The 9,084-nt window shown below is 64.8% G+C and carries 6 protein-coding genes and 3 pseudogenes; 2 read left to right on the top strand and 7 right to left on the bottom strand.

All coding sequences use genetic code 11. The features are described from left to right. Positions 1-140 precede the first annotated feature (140 nt). Positions 141-1,076 carry an IS3 family transposase gene (locus tag ACJH6J_RS21725; protein ID WP_212812946.1) on the bottom strand — a complete coding sequence of 312 codons (936 nt, stop codon included), beginning with the start codon at positions 1,074-1,076 and terminating at the stop codon, positions 141-143. Further along, entirely contained in the window at positions 1,073-1,363 is a 291-nt protein-coding gene (locus ACJH6J_RS21720; RefSeq protein WP_212812948.1) for a transposase, read from the bottom strand. The genes ACJH6J_RS21725 and ACJH6J_RS21720 overlap by 4 nt, the downstream gene beginning before the upstream one ends. A gap of 581 nt (positions 1,364-1,944) precedes the next feature. On the opposite strand from ACJH6J_RS21720, the gene ACJH6J_RS21715 reads away from it, so the two are divergent. Beyond that, positions 1,945-2,265, top strand: a complete 321-nt coding sequence (locus ACJH6J_RS21715) for a hypothetical protein (RefSeq protein ID WP_212812950.1) — start codon at positions 1,945-1,947, stop codon at positions 2,263-2,265. Between the two features lie 94 nt (positions 2,266-2,359). On the opposite strand, the pseudogene istB reads toward ACJH6J_RS21715, so the two are convergent. Then, a pseudogene (istB, locus tag ACJH6J_RS21710) lies at positions 2,360-3,343 on the bottom strand (IS21-like element helper ATPase IstB). A gap of 1 nt (position 3,344) precedes the next feature. Beyond that, positions 3,345-4,963: pseudogene (istA, locus tag ACJH6J_RS21705) on the bottom strand (IS21 family transposase). Between the two features lie 169 nt (positions 4,964-5,132). On the opposite strand from istA, the gene ACJH6J_RS21700 reads away from it, so the two are divergent. Continuing rightward, the gene (locus ACJH6J_RS21700; RefSeq protein ID WP_061006803.1) at positions 5,133-5,330 is read left to right on the top strand and encodes a hypothetical protein; all 198 of its coding nucleotides are present in this window, start codon (positions 5,133-5,135) and stop codon (positions 5,328-5,330) included. Between the two features lie 548 nt (positions 5,331-5,878). Here the strand turns inward: ACJH6J_RS21700 and ACJH6J_RS21695 are convergent. The 3 genes and pseudogenes from ACJH6J_RS21695 to ACJH6J_RS21685 all read right to left on the bottom strand — a co-directional run. After that, positions 5,879-6,777, bottom strand: a pseudogene (locus ACJH6J_RS21695) (IS256 family transposase); the annotation flags it as partial. Positions 6,778-7,052: 275 nt separating this feature from the next. Continuing rightward, a complete protein-coding gene (locus tag ACJH6J_RS21690) occupies positions 7,053-7,577 on the bottom strand; it encodes a molybdenum cofactor biosynthesis protein B (protein WP_133763292.1) in 525 nt (174 codons plus the stop codon). Between the two features lie 20 nt (positions 7,578-7,597). Next, positions 7,598-9,013, bottom strand: a complete 1,416-nt coding sequence (locus tag ACJH6J_RS21685) for a S1C family serine protease (RefSeq protein ID WP_212812952.1) — start codon at positions 9,011-9,013, stop codon at positions 7,598-7,600. Positions 9,014-9,084: the final 71 nt, after the last annotated feature.

Raw genomic sequence — 9,084 nt, 5'->3', positions numbered from 1 at the left:
CACTGCTGCACCGTCAACGTCCGATCCTGACCATCGACCAGGCTCAGCTCATTGTCCAGACCCGCATGGGACGTCCCTGCCCCCGCGCCCAGGAACGGCGACGACACCGCTGTGGTTCCCCCGAGATCGTGGAGGGTTCCTTATGCCGCTTCCGGCGTGATGTTGGATTCCCTGATCTCGTAGTTGACCGGCGATAGCCCGTCAGCGGCGCTGTGCCGACGCTGGTGATTGTAGAAGGTGTAACACCAATCGATCACCACAGCCTGCGCGTGAACGGTATCACGGAACTTATTGCGGGATAACACTTCCCATTCCAATGAAGAGAAGAACGCTTCCGCGGCGGCGTTATCGAAACACGACCCCACACGGCCCATCGACTGCCGAATACCCAAGGTCCGGCACAACGTGGTGAACACCTTCGCGGTATAAGTGCTGCCGCGATCGGTGTGAAATATGACCCGTTCGGACTCCTCGTCGCGCCAGATCGCTTGGCGGCCACCGCGGGCGACTACGGCCATGTTGATCGCCGCGCACGCCAACTCGGCATCCGGGTGCAGTCCCATCGCCGCCCCCAACAACCGCCGACTGTAGAGGTCGATCACCGTCGCCAGATACAGCTTCTGCCCGCACTCGGTGGGAATCTCGGTCATATCGCCCACCCATTTACAGTTCGGCGCGGCCGCAGTGAAGTCCCGTTTAACCAGGTCAGGGACCTTCGGCGCCGTCTTGTCCTGCTTGGTCAGCCCACCCCGGCGGCGGATCTTGCGGGCCACCAAACCTTGGCGGCGCATCGAATCGGCCACCGTGTTCTCCGATACCTGCCAGCCCAGATCCCGCAGGTCAGCGACCAGCCGCGGCGAACCGTGCAACCCCTTGGCCGCCGTGAACGCCTCAGCGACTGCGGCATCGAGTGCCACGCGGCGCCGATCGGTGTCGGTGTGCACCCCATCATGGTTGCCGGCGCGGCCGAGCCACTTGTAGAACCACGACACACCAACACCCAACAGCGCGCACGTGATCGTATGGGGCACACGGTATTTGGTCCTCTGGTCGGCGATGAAGCGTGCCACGCTCACTTCGTCGCCTCCTTCACCCACAGGACCACCGATCGCTTGAGGACATCACGCTCCATCCTCAGCTCCGCCACCTCGGCGCGCAGCCGCTTAAGTTCGGCCACATCGTCCTTGGACATCTCACCGCGGCCCTCCCGCGCTTCCCGCGCCCGGGTCACCCAGTTGCCCAGGGTGCCCTCGTTCACCCCCAGATCCCGAGCCACCGCCGCGATCGACTTACCCGTCTCCTCGACGATCCGGACCGCTCCCTCACGGAACTCCCGGTCGTACTTCTTCCGCTTCTCTGACATCGCTACTCCTTATAGCTGATGCCTCCACGGTCTCGGGGGAAGGTCACCGCCGCTGCCATCGCCAACAGCACCCGACCAACCACCCTCATGCTCTCCCCAACCTAGCCGGTGGCGCTAATACGCCATCCGTGCAACGGTCGCAAGATGTCCATATGTGTCCGATGGGCGAATTCGCATGTTGCTCTTGCCAATTCCACATCATTGAACACGAAATTCATGGACGGTTCGCGAGCTGGTGGCGGTGGAGCGGGTCAGGAACGTGCGGCCGGGGGTGGCGTCCCGGAAGGCGACCGGGTGGTGGTGGCCTGGGTGAATGCCAGCTTCCATGGAACCTCCGTCAACTAAGTGAAAATTGTTTTCATTAATGGCTGCCGACGATACCCGACACCCAAGGGCTTGTCGAAAATCGTTTCCAATAGGCGGCGCCTCAATGACCTCACGTGGCATGCCGTCCGCCGGTAACGTTTCCACCGTGCCGGAAGCGGCGACGGATGAACTGGCCTCGCTGGGGTTCTTCTCCAGTTGATCCGCCCCTGAACTACCCCAGGTTTTGTTCCGATCCGTATTGGAGGATTGGAATCATGCCGAAGCAGTATCCGCCGGAAATCCGGCACAAAGCGGTCCGCTTGGTGGCGGCGGTCATGGAGGAAGACTCGGTGCTGACCGAGTACGAGGCGATCCGCCGGGTCGCGGCCAAGATGCATGTGGCCGAGGAAACCGTGCGCCGGTGGTTGCGCAAGGCTCAGGTCGACGCTGGCGAGCGTACGGGCACCACCAGCGCCGAGCACGCGGAGATCCGTCGGCTCAAGCGTGAGCTCGCCGAGGCCCGCCGGGCCAACGAGATCCTCAAAGCCGCGTCGGCGTTTTTTGCCGCAGAGCTCGACCGCCCCACGACGAAATGATCGCGTTCATCGACACCTATCGCGGCCAGTTCGGGGTCGAGCTCATCTGCCGCACCCTGGGTGCCACACTCGTGGGCTGGATCACCTCACGTGGCTACCGTGCCGCCAAATCCCGTGGGGCGTCGGCACGTTCGATCAGCGACGCGCAACTGGTCGACACCATCAGGACCCTACACAAGCAGAATTTCTCGGTGTATGGGGTGAAGAAAATGCATGCTGTCGCTTGCCAAGGTGATGGGACCACCTGATTGCCAGGGGGATGGGACCACCGTGGCGCGTTATTGAGGATGCTCGTTGGCCTGGTCTGGGTCAAGCTGGCCGGGCGGGTGCGTTGGCGGTAGGACGGTCCTTCGATGACCAGGGTGTGGGCGGTGGCGGTGAGGCGGTCGATCGCTGATTGAGCCAGCAGGGTGTCGGCGGTCATGGTCAGCCATTCGGCGGGTTCTCGGTTCGAGGTCACGATGGTGGTCTTGGCGCGGTGGCGTTCGACGATGATTTCGTAGAAGTCGCTGGTCTCGGTGGCGCCGAGCGGGCGCAGGGCGAAGTCGTCGATGATGAGGACGTCGATGGCGGTCAGGCGGCGGATTTCGGTGTCGACGGTGTTGTCGAGGCGGGCGGCGCGCAGCCGGGTGAACAGTTTGTCCGATCGGGCGAACAGTACGGTGTGGCGTCGTCGAATTGCCATGTGCCCCAATGCTGTTGCCAGGTGTGTTTTGCCGACGCCGACGGGGCCGAGGATAATCGCGGATTGGCCTGCGTCAAGGAATCGCAGGGAGGTCAGGTCCCCGAGCAGGGTGCGGTCATAGCGCAAGTCCTCTTGTGTGGTCTAGGTGTCGAACCGCATGCTCGGGTCGAGTCCGGCCTTGGCGGATCGTAGTGCCGCGGAACGGGATTCGCGTCGGGTGACCTCGTCGGCGAGCAGTGTTTCGAGGAACCCGATGTGGCTGAGCTTGTGTTGACGGGCCAGGGCGGCGCGGTCGGGCAGTGTGTCGGCCAGGGCACCGAGTTTGAGGGTCTTCAGTAGCCGGAGCAGGTCGGTGCCGACCGGGTCTGCGGCGCTGCGGGGGGTGCTGGTCATGTCAGTTCTCCTCGGCGGGGGTGTTGGGGACAATGGTCAAAGTGTTTGTGGTGGTGGTGAATTCGGCTGGATCGCGGGCGAATCGGGTGGCGCCCTGCCCGACGGCTTGTGGTAGTGCCGGGGCGGTGTTCTCGGTGGCCCGCTCCAGCATGGAAGCGATCTTGTTGACCGAGACGACATCGAGCTCCAGTGACAGCGCGCACGCCGCCTCGACCCGGTCGGCGCCGTAGCGGCGCACCAAGCCCTGCAGCCGGTAGACGGTGCGCATCCGGGTCCATGGCAGCGGGTCATCCAGGATGCGTTCGGCGTAGATCCCGATGTTCGGACCGGCCGCGGCGCAGGTGGCGATCAGCGCGGACAAGTCCCGCAGTGCGTACCCGGCCTTGCGCTCGGGCAGATCGTCGCGGTCGGTGCTGCGCCCCCCTGGGCGTTGGCGGGGATGGATTTCACCAGTGTGCCGCGGTGGTAGAACTTGACCAGCTCACTGTCGGCACGCACATCCAGCGTGGTGCCGATCCACTGCTCGGGCAGCGAGTACAACGCTTTGCCGACCTCGGCGTGAAAATCCTTGTGCACCTTCACCTGTTTGAACACCGGTACGTCGTAGGCTCCCGGCGCCGGCAGCAGCACCGGGGCTTCCTCGGCGGTGAACACCTCCAGTGGGCGCGCGCAGGTGGTGCCGTGGATACGGCTACCAGCGGTCCGTGCGCACCACGTCGCCGCGGCCTGCTGCGCCGCATCGAGACTGGTGAAAGTCTCACCGTCCCAAAAGTTTCGGCGCACATGCTGCACCACGCGTTCCACCCGGGGTTTGTCTTTCGGGGACCGCACCCGCGCCGGGTCGGTGAGGAACCCGGCATGGGCGGCGTAGTCGAGCCACCCCTGGGTGAATCGCGGATTGAGCGCGTCCGCGGCGGCGATCACCGGTTTCAAGTTGTCGGGGATCAGCACCGCGAACACACCCCCGAAAAACGCCCACGCCGCCTGGGCGCCGGCGATCACCGCGGCCAGGGTCTGCGAATAGGACAGCCACACGAACATGTGACGGGAGTACACGGCGGTGAAGATCAACGCATGCACCCGCCGGCGCCGTCCATCGGTGGCGTCGGTGAGCATCCCGAGATAGCCGAAATCGATCTGGCACTCGATCCCCGGGTCACCGTCAGCGACCCGCACGGTGGTGTCTTTGCGGCCGAAACCGCAACGCTCACTGGCGAATCGGTGCAATGTGCGATACGGCACCACACAGCCCTGCCGGGCTAACAGGGTATGGATCTTGGTGACCGTCAACGGCCGCTGCTCACCCTTACCGGCCACCCACGCGCGGATCTGCTCCTCGAACGCGACGAGTTGCTCCCACGCCGCACCATGGCCGTTCAGACGGGCCGGACGCACCGCTTCGGCGACCGCCCCGACCAACCCGTCATCGATGGCGCTCACGTCGTCACTGCGGCGTAACCCGGCCGCCTGGGCGGCCTCGACGTAGCGGCGCACCGTTTTTCGGTCCACGCCGCAATGAGCGGCGATGGTGCGGTATCCAGGTGCGGGCAGCCCCGCCACCCCCAGCCACACCCGAAGTACTTCCCTGATCTCGTTCACACTGACCTCCCGAAAAGCCATGCCGCCGACCTCCGTGACTTGCGCTGTCACGGCGATCGAACGAACAAATGAAGGGACCACCGACGCGGCGCGCCGGTGGTCCCATAACCGGCAATCCAGGTGGTCCCATCACCCTGGCAAAAATCAGATCAGAGTGGTCCCAAGCTCATGGCAGGCGACACATGCTCTGATGCGGCGGGAAGGCTACGCCGTCGGCCGTGAACAGACCCGCCGGCTGATGCGCCTGGCCGGGGTACGCGGAGTGCACCGCGGGCGGCGGGTGTTCACCACCCACGTCGATCCTGATCTGACCAAACCGAAGGACCTGGTGAAGCGCAATTTCTTTGCCACCCAACCGAATCAGCTGCGGGTGGTCGACATCACCTAATGGGAGAGTCGGATTTCGTTCCGACACGCAGGAGGCGAACCGGCAGGGGTCACTGAGATTTCACCGATCCGGGCGCAGTCTGGCCGGTGAGCTGCCGGCAGGTGATCACTGCATGTGATGACACGGACGCGTCAGAGATCTCTTATGTAGACGGTGACCCTGCCGGTCCGCCACGAGGTACGTGATCGGCTAGTGAGATGCCGCGCCATCGAGCGCTGTCCATTAGGTCGCCGCACCAGCCTCGAGCTCAACGAAGGAGAACACGCGGCAACTGGAACGGAGACAACTACATGACGCTGACCTGCGGGGTCGACTGGGCCGAGGTGGTGCTTGGCCAACGGCCAGATGTGGGACGACATCGCTGCCTGGCCACACCGAGAGCAGGAAAATCCGGCCGCTGCTTGACAACTCACTCGCGTGGGATGTCTACGTCCGATTGGCCGGCGGGGCGTTCGTGGACACCGCGTTCGCCATCGACGCCTACGCCGGGCGGATCGTGGGCTGAGAATGCGCCACCGGCAACACCGACATATTGGTGCGGACCACCATCACCCAGGCCGCAGCACTGCGGGTTGTTCGAGTGCTTCCTTCCAGTTGGTGACCACCTGCCCTTCCACGAGGCGTCCAGGGGCTGTGCGGCCCTGTTTCTGGCCGCGTTCCTTGGCCCGCTCGGCGGCGCGTTTGTCTTCGATGTTGCAGATCGCCAGCCACAGCAATTTGACCACTGCGGCGTCGTTGGGGAACTGGCCGCGGTGCTTGATGATCTTGCGCAACTGATATTCAACGACTCGATTGAGTTGGTCGTGTAGATCACCCGGCGCAGCTCGGGCGGGAACGCCAAAAACGGGATGAACTGCTCCCATGCCCGTTCGAAAACCATTGTCACCGTTGGGTTCTTCTTCCCCAGCTCCGAGGCGGCGAACGCGTCCAACTCGACGCGGGCAGCGTCGGCATCGGCTGCGGTGTAGATCGGCTTGAGCGCCGCGGCCACGGCCTTGCGGTCGCCGTAGGACACGAACCGCAGCGCGTTGCGGAGTCAGGTGCACCACGCAGGTCTGCACCGCGGCCTGCGACCAGGTCGCGGCGATCGCCTCCGGAAAGCCCGTGAGCCCGTCGCAGCACACGATCAGCACGTCCTTGACACCCCGATTGGCCAGGTCCGCGCACACCGACGCCCAGAACGAGGCACCTTCATTGGGCTGGACCCAGATCCCCAGAACGTGCTTGACCCCGGCCATATCCACGCCCACCGCGATGTGCGCGGCCTTGTTGCGGGTGTGGCCACCGTCTTTGACCTTCACGATCATCGCGTCGAGGTAGATCACCGGATACAGCGGCTCCAACGGCCGGCGCTGCCAGGCCAGCACCTCATCGGAGATCTCTCGTCGACGATCTTGGAGATCGTCTCATGCGACACTTCGGTCCCGATCGTCGACGCGAGGTGAAATGTTGTTCAGCTGTGGTGCGGCGGGACGTTTTCCCGTAGCCAGCGATCCCGGTCACCATCCCCCGAATCTGGCTGATCGTTACATTCGTCCCGGGTAACGTCCGGCAAAACGTCGCCGAACACCTTGTTAACTAGGTCGCGCGAGGGCTGTGTATCGCTCATCACAAGCCACCACGAGTGTGATCAAGATCACACCTTTGCCAAATTGAAGGGTTCAGGTGGGACGAGCCCATGACCACTCCGTTCGACCATCGAGCCCCATGGGAGCTCAGCTATCAGATGTCCAGGCTGGACAGCTGCGCGATGATGTACGCCGCCAACGGCCCCAGCGTCGCCATACCGTCGCGCACCGACGCACGCGAGCCGGCGATGTTGACCACCAGCGTGCTTCCCGAGACGCCGGCAAGGCCGCGCGACAGGCCCGCGTCCGAGATACCGGCCGCCAACCCCGACGACCGCAGCGCCTCGGCGATACCGAGTAGCTCGCGATCGAGCATGGTGCGGGTGGCTTCGGGAGTCACATCCCGGGGGCTGACGCCGGTGCCACCGACGGAGATGACGAGATCGACACCACCGATCACCGCGGTGTTGAGGGCGTTGCGAATCTCGATCTCATCGGCGGGGACCACGACGACGCCGTCGACGAGGAAGCCGGCCTCACCGAGCAGTTCGGTGACCAACGGGCCGCTGTGATCCTCTTCGCCGTGCGCGGTCCGGTCATCCACGACCACGACGAGAGCGCGCCCGGCCAATTCCCCTGCCTGTTCCATGCCTGTCACCGTATATCCCGCCTCTGACATCGAACTCGGCCCTGCACTCATCACTGTTGCGCCTTTCCCAGGGTCACCTGAACGGTCTGCGGTTTGCCCGCGGTGTCGAGGTAGGTCAACGTGACCTTGTCGCCGGGCGCCTTCGAGCGCACGGCAGCTACCAGCGCGTCGGCGCTGCTGATCACCCGGTCGTCCACCTTGGTCACCACCACACCACTCGGCAGACCGGCCGACTGAGCCGCCCCACCGTTGGTGACGTCGACGATCTTGGCCCCGTCGATGGCCTTGTCATTACCCACCTGCACGCCGAGCGACGCATGGCTGGCGATGCCGTTCTTGATCAGCTCGTCGGCGATGCGCTTGGCCTGGTCCACCGGAATGGCGAAGCCCAGGCCGATCGAACCGCTCTGCGACTGGCCGGAATCCCCGCCGAGCGTCGCGATCGCCGAGTTGATGCCGACCAGCTCGCCGCTCATGTTGACGAGCGCGCCACCGGAGTTGCCGGGGTTGATCGCGGCGTCGGTCTGGATGGCGTCCAGCACGGTGTTCTGGTTCTTGGCATCGCCGCCGGCGGCGACGGGGCGATTCAGCGAGCTGATGATGCCCTCGGTCACCGTGCCCTGCAGACCCAGCGGCGAACCGACGGCCACCACCTGCTGACCCACCACCAGGTTGGACGACGATCCCAGCGCGATGGGCGTCAGGCCCGAGACGCCCTTGGCCCGCACGACTGCGATGTCACTGCTCGGATCCGTCCCGACGATCTGGAACGTCGCGGTGCTACCGGTGTTGAACGTGACCTTGGTCTGCACCGGCGGAGCCCCGGGCGGCGGGGCGTCTTTGGCACCGGCCACCACGTGGTTGTTGGTGAGGATGAGCCCGTCGGCGGACAGGATGATGCCCGAGCCCTCTTCGGACGCCCGGCCCATGTCGGTCTCGAGCTTCACGACGCTGGGCACCACCTTGGCGGCGACCTGCTCCACCGAACCGATCGGCGCGTTCCCGGCGTGCTGCCCGCGCGCCGAACCGCCCAACGAGGTCGAATTGCTCGAGTAGTCGGGCTGCGCCAGCATCACGATGCCGCCGCCGATACCCGCGGACACCAGCGCCACCGCCGCCATTCCGGCGATCAAAGGGCCTGTGCGGGAACGGTTTTGCGGCCGTGGCGCGATCGAAGGCCGGCCGTTGGGCGAGCCGTTGCGGTACGGGTCGTACGGCTGCGAGCCGTACTGACCCGTCGAATACTGGCCGGTGGTGTACGAGCCGGTCTGGTGCTGCCCCGTCTGGTACTGACCGGTCTGGTAGCTGCCGGTGGGGTACTGCCCGGTGTTCTGCTGCTGGCCGGCGTAGCGCCAGTCGTATGACGACCCCTGCTGCGGCGACGCGCCGTAGCCGGGCGCGGACTGATAGGAATCAGGACGCCGACCGGACTCGGGCTGCTGCGAGTACCTCGGGTGATTCGTCATTACTGGTCGACACTCTTCCTGTATTTCCGATCCGTTGCCGGGACAACGAACGACATGACCTGACGGTGCCC

Source organism: Mycobacterium sp. SMC-18, from assembly GCF_045310895.1.
GTDB lineage: Bacteria > Actinomycetota > Actinomycetes > Mycobacteriales > Mycobacteriaceae > Mycobacterium.
The sequence above is the reverse complement of the archived record's forward strand: the minus strand, read 5'-3'. Positions and strand labels throughout refer to the sequence as shown.